The sequence below is a fragment of the Streptococcus infantis genome (genome assembly GCF_001579645.1).
Classification (GTDB): Bacteria; Bacillota; Bacilli; order Lactobacillales; family Streptococcaceae; genus Streptococcus; species Streptococcus infantis_E.
In genome coordinates, this window is sequence record NZ_KQ970819.1 from 111,649 (window position 1) to 132,130 (window position 20,482).

The following is a 20,482-nucleotide window of genomic DNA, read 5'->3' on the forward strand; positions in this document are numbered from 1 at the left end:
GCTGCTAAGGAAATGCTCCCTGAGGAGACAAAAGAGGATAAGTCCTTCTATCCAGATGCAGATACAATGAAACACCTAGAAGTTTATGAAAAATTTGACCATAAATGGACAGGTATCTATAGTGACCTCTTCCTTCAATTCAAGATGTATCGAAAGTAGGAGTATATAAAACAAAACGAACCAGTCAAGCTGGTTCGTTTTTTGAATAGTTGTATAACTGTATATTTTTACTATCCTATTTGCTTATTTTATAGCCTAGTAGTATACTAAGTTTATAATAATAGAAAGCGGTAACAAATCATGAAAATGTCTACTTTTTTCAAAAAAAGTTACTGGCCAACCTTTTTAATTGTTAACGAAACAATTATACTATTTCATTTAAAGGATGGCTTGGATCGGCAATATCTAACAACGGATTCCATACATTTGGTAATAGGGTTCTTTATATTTGCAAATATTTTCGTATTTATGTATAGCAATTCGAAAACTTGGAATAAAAGTTGGGATAAAAAGAAAAATGGCAGTAAGAAAAAATATATCCTGAAAAAGTAATCAGGGATGTAGGGAGTTGGTTATTTAAATGAGGATTATTTCCAGTTGACGCAAGCTTAAAAAAACGTTATAATAGGGAAGTTGAGAATTGATTTTCTCTCCATCTTAGTTCAGAGAATTGGCGGTGCTGCGAGCCATCTAAGATAGAAAATCATGCTACTCAATCTAACAATTGCATAAGAATCAAAGAATGACAAGTTCATTGAATGAAGGTGGTACCGCGGTTTTTCGCCCTTCGTGATATGGATTTGTCTTTTATTTTTGGAGGTGTTTATGAGAACATTTCTTGTCAAACAAAAATTTCGCCTAGGTGGTGAACGTTTTGATATCAAGGATGAGTTGGGCAATGTCGCCTATCAGGTTGAAGGTTCATTTTTTAAGATTCCTAAAACCTTTACCATCTATGATGTTGCTGGTGAACAGGTCAGTGAGATTAGTAAGGAAGTCTTAACTTTCCTACCTCGTTTTGAAATTCAACTCAGTAACGGCGATCATTTTTATATTCGGAAGAAGTTGACGTTCTTTAGAGATAAGTATGAATTTGACAATCTCGGTCTTCGTATCGAAGGAAATGTCTGGGATTTGAATTTTAAATTGCTGGACGATCGTGATCAAGTGATTGCGGAGATTGCCAAGGAACTTTTCCATTTAACCTCTACCTACACCGTAACCGTCTATGACGAATCTTATGCTGACCTAGTCATTTCCCTCTGTGTCGCTATTGACTATGTGGAAATGCTAGAAAGCCAATCAAATTAGTAAAAAGGAGATACATATGAAACAATTATCTAGTGCACAAGTCCGCCAAATGTGGCTTGATTTCTGGGCTACAAAAGGCCACTCAGTAGAACCATCTGTTAGCTTGGTTCCAGTAAACGATCCAACACTTTTGTGGATCAATTCAGGAGTTGCTACCCTCAAGAAATACTTTGACGGAACTATCATTCCTGAAAACCCACGTATTACCAATGCGCAAAAAGCCATCCGTACAAACGATATCGAAAACGTAGGGAAGACTGCTCGTCACCATACTATGTTTGAAATGTTGGGAAACTTCTCAATCGGGGATTACTTCCGTGACGAAGCAATTACATGGGCATATGAGCTTTTAACAAGTCCTGAGTGGTTTGACTTCCCTAAAGACAAACTTTACATGACTTATTATCCAGATGACAAAGATTCATACAACCGCTGGATTGAAGTGGGAGTAGATCCAAGTCATTTGATCCCAATCGAAGATAACTTCTGGGAAATCGGTGCAGGACCTTCTGGACCTGATACAGAAATTTTCTTTGACCGTGGAGAAGCTTTTGACCCAGAAAACATCGGTCTTCGTCTTCTTGCAGAAGATATCGAAAATGACCGTTATATCGAAATCTGGAACATCGTTTTGTCACAATTTAACGCTGATCCAGCTGTTCCTCGTAGCGAGTACAAGGAATTGCCACACAAAAACATTGATACGGGCGCTGGTTTGGAGCGTTTGGTGGCAGTTATCCAAGGGGCTAAGACAAACTTTGAAACAGACCTCTTCATGCCGATCATTCGTGAAGTTGAGAAGTTGTCTGGTAAGGTTTATGACCAAGATGGCGACAACATGAGCTTTAAAGTTATCGCTGACCACATCCGTTCTCTTTCATTTGCTATCGGTGATGGTGCCCTTCCTGGAAATGAAGGTCGTGGTTATGTCCTTCGTCGTCTTCTCCGCCGTGCCTCTATGCATGGTCAAAAATTGGGTATCAATGAGCCTTTCCTTTACAAACTCGTTCCAACTGTTGGAAAAATCATGGAAAGCTACTACCCAGAAGTTCTTGAAAAACGTGACTTTATTGAGAAAATCGTGAAGAGCGAAGAAGAGTCGTTTGCTCGTACTCTTCACTCAGGTCAACACTTTGCCCAAGGCATCGTAACAGACTTGAAAGAAAAAGGACAATCTGTCATTGCTGGTCAAGATGTCTTTAAACTCTATGATACATACGGATTCCCAGTAGAGTTGACAGAAGAAATCGCTGAAGAAGCAGGAATGACTGTAGACCGTGAAGGCTTCGAAGCAGCCATGAAGGAACAACAAGAACGTGCACGTGCGTCTGCTGTCAAAGGCGGATCTATGGGTATGCAGAACGAAACCCTTCAAAACATTACAGTTGAAAGTGTCTTCAACTACAATGCTAGTCAATTGACTTCAAAATTAGTGGCTATCGTAGCTGATAATGCAGAAGTAGAAGCTGTTTCAGAAGGCACTGCATCACTGATCTTTGCAGAAACTCCATTCTACGCTGAAATGGGTGGACAAGTAGCTGACCATGGTCAAATCTTGAATGCTGCAGGAAACATTGTGGCTACTGTAACAGATGTCCAAAAAGCACCAAACGGACAAGCTCTTCATACTGTTGAAGTCCTCGCTCCACTTACTTTGAACCAAGAATACACCTTAACAATCGATACGAACCGTCGTCATCGTGTTATGAAGAACCACACAGCAACTCACTTGCTCCATGCCGCTCTTCACAATATCCTTGGCCACCATGCTACTCAAGCAGGATCTCTTAACGAAGTAGAATTCCTTCGCTTTGACTTCACTCACTTCCAAGCCGTGACTCCTGAAGAATTGCGTGCTATTGAGCAACAAGTCAATGAAAAGATTTGGGAAGCAATCGCAGTGGAAACAGTTGAGACAGATATTGACACAGCCAAAGAAATGGGAGCTATGGCCCTCTTTGGTGAGAAATACGGTAAAGAAGTTCGTGTTGTGACCATTGGTGACTATTCAGTGGAACTCTGTGGTGGTACTCACGTAGGTAACACTTCTGAAATCGGTCTCTTCAAGATTGTTAAAGAAGAAGGTATCGGTTCAGGAACTCGTCGTATCTTGGCGGTGACTGGTAAAGAAGCCTTCGAAGCTTACCGTGAACAAGAAAATGCTCTTAAAGCAGTCGCAGCAACCTTGAAAGCACCACAATTCAAAGAAGTACCTCACAAGGTTGAAGGCCTTCAAGAGCAACTCCGTCAATTGCAAAAGGAAAATGCAGAATTGAAGGAAAAAGCGGCAGCAGCGGCAGCTGGCGATGTCTTCAAGAATGTTCAAGAAGCAAACGGTCACCGTTACATTGCTAGCCAAGTTTCTGTATCAGATGCAGGTGCTCTTCGTACCTTTGCGGATAACTGGAAACAAAAAGACTATTCGGATGTGCTTGTTCTTGTCGCAGCCATCGGTGACAAGGTCAATGTCCTTGTAGCTAGCAAGACAAAAGAGGTACACGCAGGTAACTTGGTTAAAGAATTAGCTCCAATCGTCGATGGACGTGGTGGTGGTAAACCAGACATGGCCATGGCAGGAGGAAGCAACCAAGCTAAGATCCAAGAATTGTTGGATGCCGTAGCAGGTAAATTGTAAGAAAATAAAGATCTATCCACTCGGATAGGTCTTTTTGTTACTTAAAGTGTAGTTTTATTGTAGAGTGAACTGCAAATATAGTGTGTTAGAAGACTCTTGAAACTCATGAAAATGTTGAAGGGGGATTTAATTTAATAAGTAGCTTATGATTATCAACTCCTTTAAAATCTGTACGGTGAACTTAAATGAATTGATTTTAGAAAAGAAAAATAGTACAATCGAGATGTAAACGATTACATGATAAAATTAGTAGTAAGGTTGGCAAGGGAAGTAGCTTTTTTCTTCATATGTGTATCTTTTCCTGTTTCGTATTTATTATTTAAAAGGGTGAGGAAAGGAAACAAAAATGTTGTTAAAGTTAGAGTTTTTCTAAAGAGAATTCAAGAAAAAGAATTTTGAATTTAAAAATTAGAAAGGAAGACGTAGCTTATGAACAGTAAGATAATTTGGAGTATTATAGTTTTATTCTCTATAATTTTAACTTGTATTGCTTTGCTCTTGCTACGTAAAGAAAATCCAGGATACAAAGATGATAAGATGAAGGAGGACGCTAAAAGTTCTAAAACAATAGAAAAAACAACAGAGAGTAGTTTAAGGAAAAATTTTGACGATGAGTCTAAAATTATCCAAAAGCCACAAGAAGAATCTTCCCAAAAAATAGAAGATATTGAACAAAGTAATCCAGATGAAGAGTCCGCTCCCAAAGTAAATACACCAAGTACACAAAAAACAATTGATAAACCAGTAAACCAGTCTAATGTAGGAGAGAAAATCCTACTCAATGTATCTCCACAAGTTCAACATTCCTGGAATACGTGTGCTCCTACAACTGTAAGTATGATACTTTCTAGTCAAGGTATTACAGTTTCTCAAGAGTTATTGGCAAAAGAAATGCAAACGGATGAGACATTTGGAACTCATAATGTAAATGCTATTCAGATTTTAAATTACCATTTATTTGGTTATGTTACACCACAAGATAGTCAAGCTGGCTATCGATTAGAAATCGTAACAACATCTGATGTAAACTCTAAACAAATGCATCTTTTTAAAAAACGTTTGAAACAAAATATAGCAGACGGATATCCAATGTACTATACATTCGACTGTGCAAAGATTTATCCAGGTAGTTACGGTGAACATAATGTTATCGGTATTGGTTACCAATTGTCTGAAGATGGTTCTGATATTGCTTATCTATACTATATCGATCCATCTTATACTAAACAGGATCCAATTTATGGTGGCTTAAAGAAAGTAACTCCAGAAGAATTATTTGAAGCCATGCTATCATGTGTTGAACCTAACTATGCATGGTGAAAGTTAGATAGTGCTATAGTGCTAGATCTATGTCTTTTTAATGATAAAGAGATTACACAAAAAGTCTTTAAAAAAAGAAAAACGCATATTATCAGGTGTTCAAAAATCTTGATAATATGCGTTTTATAATGGAAAGATTTACTCAATTTCATATTCAAATTGAGTTTTTACCTAGTCTACTTTTTAAATCAACACAAAAATCCCCAATCGGAGTGATTGAGGATTCAGCATATTTTATCTTAAACAATCCCTTGCGCAATCATAGCATTTGCTACATTTTCAAAGGCTGCGATATTAGCACCTGCAAGGTAGTCAGTGCCTAAACCATATGTTTCTGCAGTTGTTTTAGCAGTGTTGAAGATGTTAGTCATGATGTCTTTCAAACGACCGTCAACTTCTTCACGTGTCCATGAAAGGCGAAGGCTGTTTTGGCTCATTTCAAGAGCAGATACAGCTACACCACCAGCATTGGCAGCTTTGGCAGGTCCATATAGGATTCCATTTTCCTTGTAGACTTTGATAGCTTCAAGGTCGCTAGGCATGTTAGCACCTTCAGATACACAGATAACTCCTTGAGCAACCAAGCGTTTCGCAGCTTCACCGTTGATCTCGTTTTGAGTCGCACATGGAAGAGCGATATCGTAGTTTCCAGTGTAAGTCCAGACAGAACCTTCGTAGTAAGTAGCAGTTGCTTTTTCTTCAGCGTACTCAGTCAAACGAGCACGACGTTTTTCTTTAACATCTGTAAGAAGGTCAAAGTCGATACCATTTTCATCAATGACATAACCATTTGAGTCAGATACAGAGATAACAGTTGCACCAAGTTCAGTTGCTTTTTGAAGCGCGTATTGAGCTACGTTACCAGAACCTGAAATCACAACTTTCTTACCAGCAAAGCTGTTGTCGTTAGCTTTAAGCATTTCTTCAGTGTAGTAAACCAAACCGTAACCAGTTGCTTCTGGACGGATCAAGCTACCACCAAATCCAAGAGGTTTACCAGTCAAGACACCAGCATCAAATTGGTTGAGGCGTTTGTATTGTCCGTAAAGGTAACCAATCTCACGGCCACCAACACCGATATCACCAGCAGGTACGTCAAGAGATGGTCCGATATATTTTTGCAATTCAGTCATGAAGCTTTGGCAGAAGCGCATCACTTCAGCATCAGTTTTGCCTTTAGGATCGAAGTCTGATCCACCTTTACCACCACCGATTGGAAGTCCAGTCAAAACGTTTTTAAAGATTTGTTCGAATCCGAGGAATTTCAAGATCCCTTGGTTTACAGTTGGGTGGAAACGAAGTCCGCCTTTATATGGTCCAACAGCTGAGTTGAATTGAACACGGTAACCACGGTTAACTTGAACTTTTCCATCACGGTCAACCCAAGGAACACGGAAAGAAATCACGCGCTCAGGTTCTGTGATACGTGCCAAGATATTTTCTTCAATATACTCAGGGTGTTTTTCAAAGACAGGCTCCAAAGTGCTGAAGAATTCTTCAACCGCCTGGAGAAATTCAGCCTCATGCCCGTTACGAGCTTTTACAGTTTCAAACACGCTTTGGATATATTCTTTAGCAGATGTCATATCGTTCTCCTTTTTGTTGTCATATTTTATTACATGAGACATTATAGCAGAAAATTTTTTCAGTGTAAAGAAAAAAACATAAATTTTCTAAAAATTCTTTCAATTTAAAATGACTGATTCAGAACATGATAAAAAACGAACCTTTTCTATGGAAATGGTTTTATTGAAAAGCAAAAGTCAAAGTATGGTATAATAATAGACATAAAAAGGAATCTGGAGGAACAGAATCATGGTATCAACTAAAACACAGATTGCTGGTTTTGAGTTTGACAATTGCTTGATGAATGCAGCAGGAGTTGCTTGTATGACAGTTGAGGAGTTGGAAGGTGTCAAAAACTCAGCAGCAGGAACCTTTGTCACTAAAACAGCAACCTTGGAATTTCGTCAGGGAAATCCTGAACCACGTTATCAAGATGTTCCACTCGGTTCAATCAACTCTATGGGTCTACCAAATAATGGTTTAGACTATTACTTAAACTATCTATTGGAATTGCAAGACAAGGAACCAAACCGTACCTTCTTTTTATCATTAGTTGGAATGTCTCCAGAGGAAACTCATACCATCTTGAAAAAAGTTCAAGAGAGTGATTTTCGTGGTCTAACTGAACTCAATCTCTCATGCCCAAATGTTCCAGGTAAGCCACAGATTGCCTATGACTTTGAAACTACAGATCGTATCTTATCAGAAGTCTTTGAGTATTTTACAAAACCATTAGGAATTAAGCTTCCACCTTATTTTGATATTGTTCATTTTGATCAAGCTGCAGCGATCTTTAACAAATATCCGCTCAAGTTTGTCAATTGTGTCAACTCGATTGGTAATGGTCTTTATATTGAAGACGAGTCGGTCGTGATTCGTCCTAAGAATGGCTTTGGTGGGATTGGTGGAGAATACATCAAACCAACTGCCCTTGCCAATGTCCATGCTTTTTATCAACGCTTGAATTCAGAAATTCAAATCATCGGAACAGGTGGAGTATTAACAGGACGTGATGCCTTTGAACATATCCTATGTGGTGCCAGCATGGTGCAGGTAGGAACTACCCTACATAAAGAAGGTGTGGGTGCTTTTGAACGTATTACTAAGGAACTCAAAGAAATTATGGCGGAAAAAGGTTATGAAAGCCTTGAAGATTTCCGTGGTAAATTGAATTATATTGATTAAATAAAAGTGAAACTAAAAAGAAAGGAGAAATGATGCTAGCAATAGAAGAAAGCCAAAAGCTATCTTTATCAAATTTACCTAGTTTGACCTTGTTTACAGGCGCTGATCAAGGACAGTATGAAGTCATGAAAACTCAGGTACTAAAGCAAATCAGCTACGATTCTGCTGATTTGAACTTTGCTTATTTTGATATGAAAGAAGTAGAATACAAAAGCTTGGAACTAGAGCTGGTCAGTCTTCCTTTCTTTGCGGATGAAAAAATTGTTATTTTAGATCATTTTCTCGATATAACAACAGCTAAAAAACGCTATCTATCTGATGACGAGCTTAAGGCTTTTGAAGAATATTTGGAAAACCCATCTCCGACGAGTAAATTAGTTATTTTTGCTGAAGGGAAGCTGGATAGTAAGAGACGTCTAGTTAAAATTCTAAAGAGGGATGCCAAGATTTTTGAAGCCATCGAGCCAAAAGAACAAGAGATGCGTGCTTATTTTCAAAAGTGGGCTCAGGAACAAGGACTTTCCTTTGATGGAAAATCCTTCGAACAGTTACTTATCAAATCAGGTTTTCAATTCAGTGAAATTCAGAAAAACCTACTCTTCTTACAGTCTTATAAGGATGATGACCGGATTACCGAAGAAGACATTGTTGAAGCCATACCAAAGACTTTGCAGGATAATATCTTTGATTTAACTCAGTTAATATTGACTAAGAAGATTGATCAGGCACGTGATTTAGTCAAAGATTTGACTTTGCAGGGAGAAGATGAGATTAAACTGATTGCCATTATGTTGGGGCAGTTCAGACTCTATACACAAGTGAAAATATTGCAAGAGTCTGGTCAGACAGAGTCCCAGATGGTCAGCAGTTTAGGTCACTATCTTGGTCGCAATCCGAATCCCTACCAAATCAAATTTGCCCTTCGTGATTCTCGAAGACTATCCCTTGATTTTCTCCAGAATTCTATTCGTCATCTCATCCAAGCTGATTACCAAATTAAGACAGGAGTTTATGAGAAAGGCTACCTGTTTGAGAAGGCTCTATTGCAGATTGCCAGCCAGTCAAATTGAGCAAATAACTTGAAAAAATAGGATGATTGCGTTATCATCTTTATATAGAAAGAAAAAGAGGTATTACAGATGGCTATTATCTTACCAGATCTTCCATACGCTTACGATGCATTGGAACCATACATCGATGCTGAAACAATGCACTTGCACCATGACAAACATCACCAAACTTACGTTAACAATGCAAATGCAGCTCTTGAAAAACACCCTGAAATCGGTGAAGACCTTGAAGCTTTGCTTGCTGACGTAGAATCTATCCCAGCTGATATCCGTCAAGCGCTTATCAACAACGGTGGTGGACACTTGAACCACGCTCTTTTCTGGGAATTGATGACTCCTGAAAAAACAGCTCCTTCAGCAGAACTTGCAGCAGCAATCGATGAAACTTTCGGTTCATTCGAAGAATTCCAAGCAGCATTCACTGCAGCAGCAACAACTCGTTTTGGTTCTGGATGGGCATGGTTGGTTGTTAACAAAGAAGGTAAACTTGAAGTAACTTCAACAGCAAACCAAGACACACCAATCTCAGAAGGTAAAAAACCAATCTTGGGCTTGGACGTTTGGGAACATGCATACTATGTGAAATACCGCAACGTGCGTCCTGACTACATCAAAGCTTTCTTCTCAGTGATCAACTGGAACAAAGTTGATGAGCTCTACGCAGCAGCTAAATAATCGCATTTGATAACACCCCTTTTTAGTTGGATTTTGGGTCTAGCTTTAAAGGTGTTTTTTTGTTTCCTTTTTTAGAAGTAACTGTCTCATGATTTTCCTTTGTTGGATAGACTTTATTTATGGTATAATGATAAGATAGAAAACGAAGGAGAAATCATGAATATTCAACAATTACGCTACGTTGTTGCTATTGCAAATAGTGGTACTTTTCGTGAAGCGGCTGAAAAGATGTACGTTAGTCAACCCAGTCTATCTATTTCTGTAAGAGACCTGGAAAAAGAGCTAGGTTTCAAGATTTTCCGCAGAACCAGTTCGGGAACCTTTCTTACTCGTCGTGGAATGGAATTTTATGAAAAGGCCCAAGAACTGGTCAAAGGATTCGATATTTTCCAGAACCAGTATGCCAATCCTGAAGAGGAAAAGGATGAATTTTCAATAGCCAGCCAGCACTATGATTTCTTACCTCCAACCATTACAGCTTTTTCTCAACAGTACCCAGACTATAAGAATTTCCGTATTTTTGAATCTACAACGGTTCAGATTTTGGATGAAGTAGCCCAAGGACACAGTGAGATTGGGATTATCTACCTCAACAATCAAAATCAAAAGGGTATCATGCAGCGGGTTGAAAAATTAGGCCTTGAAGTGATTGAGTTGATTCCTTTCCAAACGCACATTTATTTACGTGAAGGTCACCCCTTAGCCAAGAAAAAAGAGTTGGTCATGGATGATTTAGTAGATTTACCGACTGTTCGATTTACACAAGAAAAGGATGAATATCTCTACTACTCTGAGAACTTTGTGGATACAAGTGCTAGCTCTCAAATGTTCAATGTCACAGACCGCGCTACCTTAAATGGGATTCTCGAAAGAACAAATGCCTATGCGACTGGTTCAGGATTTTTGGATAGCGATAGTGTTAATGGCATTACCGTTATTCCGCTTAAAGATAATCTCAATAATCGCATGGTTTATGTGAAACGTGAAGAAGTAGACTTGAGTCAAGCAGGGACTTTATTTGTAGAGGTCATGCAAGAGTATTTTGATCAGAAGAGGAAAGCATGAAAAAAAGAGGAATAGTAGCAGGGATTATAGCAGCCTTGATTGTCTTAGATCAATTGGTAAAGGCGTATGTCGTTCAAAATATTGCTCTTGGTGAAATCAAGCCATGGATCCCAAATCTAGTTAGTTTAACCTATCTGCAAAATAGGGGGGCAGCCTTTTCTATGCTTCAAGATCAACAGTGGTTTTTTGCAGTGATAACTCTTGTAGTTATGGCAGGGGCTATCTGGTATCTGCATAAGCATATAGAGGATTCCTTCTGGACAGTCTTTGGATTGGTTCTGATTATTGCAGGTGGTCTAGGGAACTTTATCGATCGCATCAGTCAAGGATTCGTGGTGGATATGTTTCACTTAGACTTTGTTAATTTTGCTATATTCAATGTGGCAGATAGCTATCTGACAGTAGGAGTGCTTGTTCTATTGCTTGCAATGCTAAAAGAGGAAATGAATGGAAATTAAAATTGAAACAGGTGGACTACGCTTAGACAAGGCTTTGTCAGATTTGACAGAATTGTCCCGTAGTCTCGCCAATGAACAAATCAAATCAGGCCAAGTCTTGGTCAATGGTCAGGTCAAAAAAGCCAAGTATACGGTCCAAGAGGGCGATGTCGTTACTTATCAGGTGCCAGAACCAGAAGTTTTGGAGTATGTAGCTGAAGATATTCCTCTAGAAATCATTTATCAAGATGAGGATGTAGCAGTAGTCAATAAACCTCAAGGAATGGTTGTTCATCCAAGTGTTGGTCATACCAGTGGTACCTTGGTTAATGCCCTCATGTACCATATCAAGGACCTATCAGGCATTAATGGTGTATTGAGACCAGGGATTGTCCATCGTATTGATAAAGATACATCTGGGCTTCTCATGATTGCTAAAAACGATGATGCCCATTTAGCACTAGCTCAAGAATTGAAGGACAAAAAGTCTCTTCGGAAATATTGGGCCATCGTTCATGGGAATCTTCCCAACGACCGTGGAGTCATTGAGGCACCGATTGGTCGTAGCGAAAAAGACCGTAAGAAACAAGCTGTGACTGCCAAAGGAAAACCAGCAGTGACCCGTTTCCAGGTCTTGGAACGTTTCGGTGACTATTCTTTATTAGAGTTGCAACTGGAAACAGGACGAACTCATCAAATCCGTGTGCACATGGCTTATATCGGCCATCCAGTCGCTGGTGATGAGGTTTATGGCCCTCGTAAAACCTTGAAAGGACATGGGCAATTTCTTCATGCCAAGACTCTTGGATTTACCCATCCTAAAACAGGGGAAACTATGGAATTTACTGCTGATATCCCAGATATCTTCAAGCAAACCTTGGAGAAACTTAGAAAAGAACAATAAAAAAGGACTCAACTGAGTCCCTTTTTATTTGCGTTTTTTCTTAGCTTTTTTCATTTTGTTGGCCATGCGTTTCATGGATTGCTTCATGGCAAATTCACCGATTTTACCTTTGAGGCCTCCACCGAGCATCTGGCTCATATCAGGCATACCAGCCCCTCCGAGAGCAGACATATCAGGCATGCCACCTTGTCCCATCATTCCTTCAAGGGCGGACATATCCATGCCGCCAGGCATATTCTTAGGAAGGTTATTAGGGTTGATGCCCATTTGTTTCATCATCTTGTTCATATCACCAGACATGACACCTTGCATGAGTTGCTTGGCTTGGTTAAAGTCCTTAATGAACTTGTTGACTTCGATGAAGGTGTTACCAGAACCAGCAGCGATACGACGACGACGACTTGGAGTGAGCAAATCTGGATTTTCACGTTCTTCTGGAGTCATAGATGAGACGATGGCACGTTTGCGAGCAATTTGTTTTTCATCCACCTTCATATTTTGGACGGCAGGGTTATTGGCCATACCAGGAATCATCTTGAGCAAATCTTCCATTGGCCCCATATTTTGTACCTGATCCAACTGATCAATGAAATCGTTGAAATCAAAGGTGTTTTCACGCATCTTTTCAGCCATTTCAAGGGCTTTTTGCTCATCGTATTCTTGGGAAGCTTTCTCAATCAGAGTCAGCATATCTCCCATACCGAGAATACGGCTGGCCATACGATCTGGGTGGAAGGTTTCAATGTCAGTAATCTTTTCACCAGTACCAGTGAACTTGATTGGTTTACCAGTAATGTGACGAACAGAAAGGGCAGCACCACCACGAGTGTCACCGTCAATCTTTGTAAGGATGATACCAGTAACTTCTAATTGGTCGTTAAATTCACGTGCAACGTTGGCAGCTTCCTGACCAATCATGGCATCGATGACCAAGAGAATCTCATTTGGTTGTGCTAGAGCTTTAACATCACGGAGCTCATTCATGAGAAGTTCGTCAATTTGTAAACGACCGGCCGTATCAATCAAGACATAGTCGTTGTGGTTGGCTTTGGCTTGTTCCAAACCTTGGCGAACAATCTCAACAGCTGGAACCTCTGTCCCAAGTGCAAATACGGGAACATCAATCTGTTGTCCCAGTGTTTTCAACTGGTCGATAGCAGCAGGACGATAGATGTCAGCCGCAATCATTAAAGGACGAGCATCCTCTTCCTTTTTGAGTTTATTAGCAAGTTTACCTGCAAAAGTTGTTTTACCAGCCCCTTGCAAACCGACCATCATGATAATGGTCGGGATTTTTGGAGACTTGATAATCTCAGCTGTATCTGAACCAAGAACTGCGGTTAATTCTTCATTGACAATCTTGATGATTTGTTGGGCTGGATTGAGGGTATCGATGACTTCGTGCCCAATCGCACGTTCACGAACCTTCTTGATAAAGTCCTTCACAACTGGAAGAGCAACGTCGGCTTCTAAAAGTGCCAGACGGATTTCCTTGGTTGCTTCCTGGATATCGCTCTCTGTAATTTTTCCTTTTTTACGTAGATTTTTAAAGACGTTCTGCAAACGTTCTGTTAAATTTTCAAATGCCATGTTTTTCTCCTATTTTTTCAATTCAGTGGAAATCGTCCGAAATGTTGCAAACTTTCTAGTTCTTCGGGTGTAACTTCTTTCATGATTTCATTTGGATATCCCCAACAGCTAAAACCTATTTGCATAGCTTTGGAGATATCATTGGGCGAGATAATCTGTAGCCGACTAGGAAATGGTTCCTCTGCAACTAATAATTTACAGGGTATTCCTTTATAGATGACAAGATTTTCCATGATTACTCCCGATTGTCAATACTTGTTAAAATTTCAATTTGCTCTTGGAGAAAAGTATCCTCTGGATAACGCTCCAAAATCTGATCAAAAATCTGACTGCGAACAATGTAGTCAGAGTACATATGGAGTTTCATCTCATAATCTTCAAGAATCTTTTCAGTTCGTTTGATATTGTCATAAACAGCCTGACGACTAACACCAAATTCTTCAGCAATTTCAGCCAAACTATAGTCGTCTGCATAGTAGAGTTCGATATAGTTCATCTGCTTATCAGTCAAAAGGGCTGCATAAAATTCAAACAGAGCATTCATTCGATTGGTTTTTTCAATTTCCATAAGATTTATTATACCAAAAAATAGGCTAGACTGCTAGTAATGGATTGATTTTAGACACAAGTGAGAAAAAGCACTTTTAAAGGTTATTTTCTGACTAAGAATTCTTTTTTTGGTATAATGGAGTGTATTATAATGTTTTAGAAAGAGGTTCTTATGAAAGAATTAGAAACCGTGTTAGAGCAACGTTTTGAGCTTGTTTTTTCAGATAAACAATTACTTGAAACAGCTTTTACTCACACTAGTTATGCAAACGAGCACCGCCTCTTAAAAATTTCACACAATGAACGCTTGGAATTTTTAGGAGACGCTGTTCTGCAATTATTGATTTCAGAATACCTGTACAAGAAATATCCTAAAAAACCAGAAGGTGACCTGTCTAAACTCCGTGCCATGATTGTACGTGAAGAGAGTTTGGCTGGTTTTGCCCGTGACTGCCAGTTTGACCAGTTTATCAAGCTAGGAAAGGGAGAGGAAAAATCTGGAGGCCGTAATCGAGATACCATATTGGGAGATGCTTTCGAAGCCTTTTTGGGTGCCCTGCTTTTAGATAAGGATCTACTTACGGTAAAAGAGTTTATCTACCAGGTCATGATACCGAAGGTGGAGGCTGGTGATTTTGAGATGATTAAAGACTACAAGACTCATCTCCAAGAATTACTCCAAGTCAATGGCGATGTTGATATTCGTTATCAAGTGATTTCAGAAATCGGACCAGCCCATGATAAGATGTTTGAGGTTGAAGTCCTTGTCGAGGGTCAAAGTTTAGGTAGGGGTCAAGGACGATCTAAAAAATTGGCCGAACAAGAAGCCGCTAAAAATGCAGTTGAGGAAGGACTGGATTCATGTATTTAAAAGAAATTGAGATTCAGGGGTTTAAGTCCTTTGCTGACAAAACCAAGGTTGTTTTTGACCAGGGGGTTACAGCAGTTGTAGGACCTAATGGTTCTGGAAAATCAAACATCACGGAAAGTCTGCGTTGGGCACTAGGTGAATCTAGTGTGAAAAGCTTGCGTGGTGGGAAGATGCCTGATGTTATCTTTGCAGGAACAGAAAGTAGAAAACCTTTAAACTATGCTTCTGTGGTTGTTACCCTAGATAACCAGGACGGCTTTATCAAAGATGCAGGTCAGGAAATTAAGGTAGAGCGTCACATCTATCGTACAGGAGATAGCGAGTACAAGATTGACGGCAAAAAAGTTCGTCTTCGTGATATACATGATCTTTTCTTAGATACTGGTCTTGGGCGCGATTCCTTCTCTATTATTTCCCAAGGGAAGGTTGAAGAAATTTTTAATTCTAAACCTGAAGAACGTCGGGCTATTTTTGAAGAAGCTGCCGGAGTCTTGAAGTATAAGACTCGTCGCAAAGAGACGGAAAGCAAGCTCCAACAAACACAAGACAATCTAGACCGTTTGGAAGATATCATCTATGAGCTTGATAATCAAATCAAGCCCTTAGGAAAACAAGCAGCAACAGCTCGTAAATTTATAGAATTAGATAGTCAACGTAAAGCTATCTACTTGGACGTTTTGGTTGCACAAATTCAAGCAAGTAAAGCTGAATTGGATCTAACAGAAGAAGAATTAAACCAAGTTCAAGAACTTTTGACGAGCTACTATCAGAAACGTGAAGAGTTAGAAGAAGAAAATCAAACACTAAAAAAGAAACGTCATGATTTGCAAGCTGAAATGTCAAAAGACCAGTCCACACTGATGGATTTGACTGGTCTAATCAGTGAATTAGAGCGTAAGTTAGCCTTGTCAAAACTGGAAACAGAGCAAGTCGCTCTCAATCAACAAGAAGCTCAAGCACGATTGGCTAGTTTGGACGAAAAGAGAAATGCTCTCATTCAGGAGAAGGAAGAAAAAGAAGCAAATCTCAGTCAGTTAGAAGAAAATTTAGCGGTCAATACTAAGGAACTCAATCGTTTAGAAGCAGAATTATTAGCTTTTTCTGATGATCCAGATCAAATGATTGAGCAATTGCGTGAACGTTTCGTGGTATTCTTACAGGAAGAAGCGGATGTCTCTAACCAATTGACACGTATTGAAAATGACCTTGAAAATAGTCGCCAACAGACTCAAAAGCAAGAAGAACAATTAGAATCCTTGAAGGAACAATTGGCTTCTGCCAAGTCCAAGGCTAGTGAACAAGAGCTTGCCCTTAAATCAGCTAAAGAAGAAGTACAAAGCTTACTTGCTGAATACCAGACCAATGCCAAGCAAGAAGAAGAACAAAAGCAGGCTTATCAAAGTCGGCAAAATCAACTCTTTGACCGTTTGGATAGTCTGAAAAACAAACAGGCCAAGGCGCAAAGTTTGGAAAATATTCTTAAAAACCATAGCAATTTTTATGCAGGTGTCAAGAGTGTTCTCCAAGAAAAAAATCGCTTAGGTGGTATTATTGGAGCAGTTAGTGAACATTTAACCTTTGATGTTCGTTATCAGACAGCCCTTGAGATTGCTCTCGGTGCAAGTAGCCAACACATCATCGTTGAAGATGAACAGGCAGCGACTAAAGCTATCGATTTCCTTAAGCGAAATCGAGCCGGTCGTGCGACTTTCCTACCTTTGACAACCATTAAGGCTCGTAACATTTCAGGTCAAAACCAAGATGTGATTGCTTCAAGTCCAGGTTTTCTTGGTATGGCAGATGAACTGGTTACCTTTGATGCCAAGCTTGAAGCTATCTTTAAAAATCTGCTAGCTACCACAGCTATCTTTGATACAGTTGAGCATGCGCGTGATGCTGCTCGTAAGGTACGCTATCAAGTTCGTATGGTAACGCTAGACGGTACAGAACTACGAACAGGTGGTTCTTATGCTGGTGGTGCCAATCGTCAAAATAACAGCATTTTCATCAAGCCTGAATTGGAGCAGTTGCAAAAAGAGATTGCTAAAGAAGAAAAACTTCTTCGCCAAGAGGAAGAAAATCTGAAGTCAGTTCAAGAAGCCTTGAATGAACTTAGTCAAACTTTGGAGACCATTAAGTCCCAGGGAGAGCAAGCTCGTATCCGGGAACAAGGCTTGTACTTAGCTTATCAACAAACTAGCCAGCAGGTCGAAGAACTTGAGACACTCTTGAAACTTCAGGAGCAAGAATTAAACAACCTTAGAGGTGGAGATTGGCAAGTTGAAAAGGAAAAATGTCAAGAACGTCTCACAATTATTGCAACTGAAAAGCAAAAGATGGAATCTGAAATCGAAGAAATCAAGTCCAATAAAAATGCTATTCAGGAACGCTACCAAAACTTGCAGGAAAAAATTTCCCAAGAACGTCTGCTTAAAACAGAAATGCTTGGACAGAAGCGTTATGAAGTTGCCGATATTGAACGGATTAACAATGAACTTGAGAACCTCAATAACGAGCAAGAAGAGATTGAGCGTCTTTTGCAAGAAAAGGTAGACAATCTTGAAAAGGTTGATACGGAACTTTTGACCAAACAGGAAACAGAAGCCAAGAGTCAGAAAGAAGAAATTCAACAAGGACTCATTCGTAAGCAGTTTGAACTGGATGATATTGAAGGTCAATTGGATGATATAGCCAGTCATTTAGAACAAGCGCGTCAACAAAATGAAGAATGGATTCGTAAGCAAACACGTGCAGAAGCAACTAAAGAGAAGATTACAGATCGCCTTCGTTATCTTCAAGGTCAACTGACCGAAGAATATCAGATGAGCTATACGGAAGCTTTAGAACAAGCCAATCAGTTAGAAGATTTAGCTATGGCTGAACAAAAGGTCAAGGATCTAGAAAAATCCATTCGTTCACTTGGTCCAGTCAATCTGGATGCCATTGAACAGTTTGACGAAGTTCACGAACGCTTGGAATTCTTAAATAGTCAGCGTGATGACATTCTTTCAGCCAAAAATCTTCTTCTTGAAACCATTACAGAGATGAACGATGAAGTGAAGGAACGATTCAAATCAACCTTTGAAGCTATTCGTGAATCCTTCAAAGTAACCTTCAAGCAGATGTTTGGTGGTGGGCAAGCAGACCTAATCTTGACCGAAGGAGATTTATTGACTGCAGGTGTCGAAATTTCAGTTCAACCACCAGGTAAGAAAATCCAATCTCTCAATCTCATGAGTGGTGGAGAGAAGGCTTTGTCAGCTCTAGCTTTGCTCTTCTCAATCATTCGTGTCAAGACTATTCCATTTGTTATCTTGGATGAGGTAGAGGCTGCACTCGATGAAGCAAACGTTAAACGCTTTGGGGATTATCTCAATCGATTTGATAAGGACAGCCAATTTATCGTCGTTACCCACCGTAAAGGTACAATGGCAGCAGCGGACTCTATCTATGGGGTGACTATGCAAGAATCTGGTGTATCTAAGATTGTCTCTGTTAAACTAAAAGATTTAGAAAATATGGATGCTTAGTTAGTGCTCGTTACAAACTTTCAGCTAAGCATATAAAATGACCTTTAAAAAGTCAGAAAGGTTACAAAAATAAATTGAGGAGCTTATATGGATTTTGACCTATTCCTAATGATCTGTAATTATATTGGGACTATAGCCTTCGCGGCTTCAGGAGCCATCAAAGGATTTGGTAAACGTTTAGATATTTTTGGGATTAGTTTGTTGGCAATCGTAACAGCAGTTGGTGGGGGGATTTTAAGAGATTCTATTATCAGTCGCTTTCCCTCCGCTCTCGCAGATCCTGGACCGATTTATGTCTCTATTCTTGTAGCTGTTATTATGTATGCCTTTGTGACTTCAAAACAAGCCAATGCTAGTCAAGAAAAAAAATTCTATAAGTGGCTGAGAGAAGCTTATCTCATCTTTGATTCGATTGGGCTGATTATCTTTTCCTTGATTGGAGCGACAGCTTTGGCAGATAGTAAGTTGAATTTGATGTCTGCTGGCATTTTGGCTTGTCTAACAGGTGCTGGCGGAGGTATTATCCGAGACCTCTTGATTAATGAAGTTCCAAGTGTTCTAAAAGAGGACATCTATGCCCTTCTATCTTTCGTGATTGGAATCGTATATTACTGGCTAGCCTTTGTCCTTCATTTTCCAAGAATTACTGCCTTCATCATTCTCTCGATAGTTGGTTTTGTGATTCGACTTTGTATTATTAAATTCAGACTCTCTTTGCCTAATATGGATAAGAGAACTTTGAACTAAGGAATAAGCGAGACTTGTTTTATATATGCGTCTAATCTTGTATGGATTAGGCGCTATTTTTTTTGCAAATACGGGAAATATTTGATGAAATTAATATTATTTGGTATTATGTCTAAAATTTAAAATAAGATAGGAGCAGTAATGAATAATTTGCAGAATTCGGTTGATTTTATTAAAGAAATCGAGAAATTAAAGTCGGTAACAAGGTTTAATAGAACCCTTGATGGACGGTTTGAAAATAGTGCCGAGCATTCTTGGCAGGGTGCCATAGCTGCGATGGTTCTTCAGGATTATTATCCTGAAAAATTGAATATGGAAAAGGTCATGTTTCTGTTACTGATTCATGATTTAGGTGAGATTGATGCTGGAGATACTTGGGTGTTTGATGATGAAAAAAAGCTTCATGCTCATGATAGAGAGTTAGCATCTATAGAAAAAACAATGAGCCTCCTTCCAGAAGCAACATATGTGAATATGAAAAATTCGTGGTTGGAGTTTGAAAAAGGGCAGAGTCCTGAGGCAAGATATGCAAGAGTGATTGATGCATTGGTACCACTGATCAATCACTTGGAAGTGTCAGAATTTAATTATAATCCTAATAATATCAGTGCAGACATGGTATTAGAAAAGAAAAAGTTCATAAAAAGTGAATCAGAAGAATTATGGAAACTGACGGAAGACTTGATTCAGGAAAGTGTGGAAAAAGGCTTATATTTTTAATAACGACTGGAACTATAGATACAATAGAATATAGAGAAAACCTTGGAGTGTTTCCAAGGCTTTTTAGCTATCTATAGGTACTAGGAAAAAATTGCTAGAATAGATGATTTTTATTAGGATACCACTGTTTTGTAAAACGTTAAACTATATGTTATCAAAGACAGATTGTGTTGAGTACTGAATTATACAAAAATTACTAATGGATTGAAGAATTTGCATTGGATTATGCTGTAGAAAATATTAGTCAAATAAAATTGTTTTGTTTTCACTAATGCATTTCTTATTATCATCCCAATAGTTAATACTT

General features: G+C 39.1%; 18 protein-coding genes and 2 pseudogenes. 15 read left to right on the plus strand and 5 right to left on the minus strand.

Going from position 1 to position 20,482, the window contains the following annotated elements; all coding sequences use genetic code 11:
• From SINDD18_RS10395 to SINDD18_RS04825, 5 genes and pseudogenes are all read left to right on the plus strand, one after another.
• Positions 1 to 159 (plus strand): annotated as a pseudogene (locus SINDD18_RS10395) (spermidine/putrescine ABC transporter substrate-binding protein); the annotation flags it as partial.
• A 141-nt stretch (positions 160 to 300) separates the two neighbouring features.
• Complete coding sequence (locus SINDD18_RS04810; protein ID WP_061863298.1) at positions 301 to 552, plus strand: hypothetical protein; 252 nt, start codon at positions 301 to 303, stop codon at positions 550 to 552.
• Between the two features lie 273 nt (positions 553 to 825).
• Complete coding sequence (locus tag SINDD18_RS04815; RefSeq protein WP_049503190.1) at positions 826 to 1,311, plus strand: LURP-one-related/scramblase family protein; 486 nt, start codon at positions 826 to 828, stop codon at positions 1,309 to 1,311.
• 16 nt (positions 1,312 to 1,327) lie between these two features.
• Positions 1,328 to 3,946, plus strand: coding sequence for an alanine--tRNA ligase (gene alaS / locus SINDD18_RS04820; RefSeq protein ID WP_061863299.1), 2,619 nt, complete (start codon positions 1,328 to 1,330; stop codon positions 3,944 to 3,946).
• A 429-nt stretch (positions 3,947 to 4,375) separates the two neighbouring features.
• Positions 4,376 to 5,266 (plus strand): C39 family peptidase, encoded by an 891-nt coding sequence (locus SINDD18_RS04825; protein WP_061863300.1) that lies wholly within the window; start codon positions 4,376 to 4,378, stop codon positions 5,264 to 5,266.
• Between the two features lie 239 nt (positions 5,267 to 5,505).
• Here the strand turns inward: SINDD18_RS04825 and gdhA are convergent, their stop codons facing one another.
• Entirely contained in the window at positions 5,506 to 6,852 is a 1,347-nt protein-coding gene (gene gdhA / locus SINDD18_RS04830) for an NADP-specific glutamate dehydrogenase (protein WP_061863301.1), read from the minus strand.
• Positions 6,853 to 7,081: 229 nt separating this feature from the next.
• Here gdhA and SINDD18_RS04835 point away from each other — a divergent pair, with 229 nt between their 5' ends.
• The 6 genes from SINDD18_RS04835 (at position 7,082) to SINDD18_RS04860 (ending at position 12,168) form a co-directional block, all read left to right on the plus strand.
• Positions 7,082 to 8,017: a dihydroorotate oxidase gene (locus SINDD18_RS04835; RefSeq protein WP_061863302.1), complete on the plus strand. Its 936-nt coding sequence runs from the start codon at positions 7,082 to 7,084 to the stop codon at positions 8,015 to 8,017.
• A 32-nt stretch (positions 8,018 to 8,049) separates the two neighbouring features.
• The gene (gene holA / locus SINDD18_RS04840; RefSeq protein WP_061863303.1) at positions 8,050 to 9,087 is read left to right on the plus strand and encodes a DNA polymerase III subunit delta; all 1,038 of its coding nucleotides are present in this window, start codon (positions 8,050 to 8,052) and stop codon (positions 9,085 to 9,087) included.
• A gap of 69 nt (positions 9,088 to 9,156) precedes the next feature.
• Positions 9,157 to 9,762 carry a superoxide dismutase SodA gene (gene sodA / locus SINDD18_RS04845; RefSeq protein WP_006150800.1) on the plus strand — a complete coding sequence of 202 codons (606 nt, stop codon included), beginning with the start codon at positions 9,157 to 9,159 and terminating at the stop codon, positions 9,760 to 9,762.
• 156 nt (positions 9,763 to 9,918) lie between these two features.
• A complete protein-coding gene (locus tag SINDD18_RS04850; protein WP_061863304.1) occupies positions 9,919 to 10,827 on the plus strand; it encodes a LysR family transcriptional regulator in 909 nt (302 codons plus the stop codon).
• Entirely contained in the window at positions 10,824 to 11,285 is a 462-nt protein-coding gene (gene lspA / locus SINDD18_RS04855; RefSeq protein WP_061863305.1) for a signal peptidase II, read from the plus strand. Before SINDD18_RS04850 ends, lspA begins: the two co-directional genes overlap by 4 nt.
• The gene (locus tag SINDD18_RS04860) at positions 11,275 to 12,168 is read left to right on the plus strand and encodes an RluA family pseudouridine synthase (RefSeq protein ID WP_061863306.1); all 894 of its coding nucleotides are present in this window, start codon (positions 11,275 to 11,277) and stop codon (positions 12,166 to 12,168) included. Before lspA ends, SINDD18_RS04860 begins: the two co-directional genes overlap by 11 nt.
• 24 nt (positions 12,169 to 12,192) lie before the next feature.
• Here SINDD18_RS04860 and ffh read toward each other — a convergent pair whose 3' ends face one another.
• The 3 genes from ffh to SINDD18_RS04875 are packed head-to-tail and all read right to left on the minus strand — an operon-like array spanning position 12,193 to position 14,326.
• Positions 12,193 to 13,758: a signal recognition particle protein gene (gene ffh / locus SINDD18_RS04865; RefSeq protein ID WP_061863307.1), complete on the minus strand. Its 1,566-nt coding sequence runs from the start codon at positions 13,756 to 13,758 to the stop codon at positions 12,193 to 12,195.
• 17 nt (positions 13,759 to 13,775) lie between these two features.
• A complete protein-coding gene (locus SINDD18_RS04870; protein WP_061863308.1) occupies positions 13,776 to 13,991 on the minus strand; it encodes a hypothetical protein in 216 nt (71 codons plus the stop codon).
• Between the two features lie 2 nt (positions 13,992 to 13,993).
• On the minus strand, positions 13,994 to 14,326 hold the full coding sequence (locus tag SINDD18_RS04875; protein WP_000402065.1) for a putative DNA-binding protein: 333 nt from the start codon (positions 14,324 to 14,326) through the stop codon (positions 13,994 to 13,996).
• Between the two features lie 153 nt (positions 14,327 to 14,479).
• On the opposite strand from SINDD18_RS04875, the gene rnc reads away from it, so the two are divergent.
• The 4 genes from rnc to SINDD18_RS04895 all read left to right on the plus strand — a co-directional run bounded on the left by rnc (position 14,480) and on the right by SINDD18_RS04895 (position 20,175).
• Positions 14,480 to 15,178, plus strand: a complete 699-nt coding sequence (gene rnc / locus SINDD18_RS04880; RefSeq protein WP_061863309.1) for a ribonuclease III — start codon at positions 14,480 to 14,482, stop codon at positions 15,176 to 15,178.
• Complete coding sequence (smc, locus tag SINDD18_RS04885) at positions 15,169 to 18,708, plus strand: chromosome segregation protein SMC (RefSeq protein WP_061863310.1); 3,540 nt, start codon at positions 15,169 to 15,171, stop codon at positions 18,706 to 18,708. The genes rnc and smc overlap by 10 nt, the downstream gene beginning before the upstream one ends.
• Positions 18,709 to 18,795: 87 nt before the next feature.
• On the plus strand, positions 18,796 to 19,455 hold the full coding sequence (locus SINDD18_RS04890; protein ID WP_061863311.1) for a trimeric intracellular cation channel family protein: 660 nt from the start codon (positions 18,796 to 18,798) through the stop codon (positions 19,453 to 19,455).
• Positions 19,456 to 19,596: 141 nt separating this feature from the next.
• On the plus strand, positions 19,597 to 20,175 hold the full coding sequence (locus SINDD18_RS04895) for an HD domain-containing protein (protein WP_061863312.1): 579 nt from the start codon (positions 19,597 to 19,599) through the stop codon (positions 20,173 to 20,175).
• Between the two features lie 240 nt (positions 20,176 to 20,415).
• Here SINDD18_RS04895 and SINDD18_RS11300 read toward each other — a convergent pair.
• A pseudogene (locus tag SINDD18_RS11300) lies at positions 20,416 to 20,482 on the minus strand (8-oxo-dGTP diphosphatase); the annotation flags it as partial.